At 62.0% G+C, this 292-nt stretch carries 1 protein-coding gene; it reads left to right on the forward strand.

Features of this window, described 5'->3' with window-relative positions:
- On the forward strand, positions 1-292 hold a 292-nt coding region (locus EN824_RS34585; protein ID WP_135933235.1), incomplete at both ends, for a lytic transglycosylase domain-containing protein.

Below are 292 nucleotides of genomic sequence, written 5' to 3' on the forward strand. Positions count from 1 at the left end.
CGGACGCGCAGCACAAGAACGCCAACGGCTCGACGGACTACGGCGTCATGCAGATCAACTCCATTCACCTGCCCACGCTGGCTCAATACGGCATCTCGCAGGGCACGCTGATGGAGCCGTGCAAGAACGTGTACATCGCGGCCTGGCATTTGCGCCGGCAGATGAACAAATACGGCAATACGTGGCAAGCCGTCGGCGCGTATCACTCGGAAACGCCCGCGTTGCGCGACAAGTACGCTCAGCAGATCGCGGCGATCCTGCGCAAGTGGAACCTGATGCCGGCAGCACGCTG

Origin of the sequence: Mesorhizobium sp. M8A.F.Ca.ET.181.01.1.1, assembly GCF_004792025.1 — a bacterium.
Lineage (GTDB): Bacteria > Pseudomonadota > Alphaproteobacteria > Rhizobiales > Rhizobiaceae > Mesorhizobium.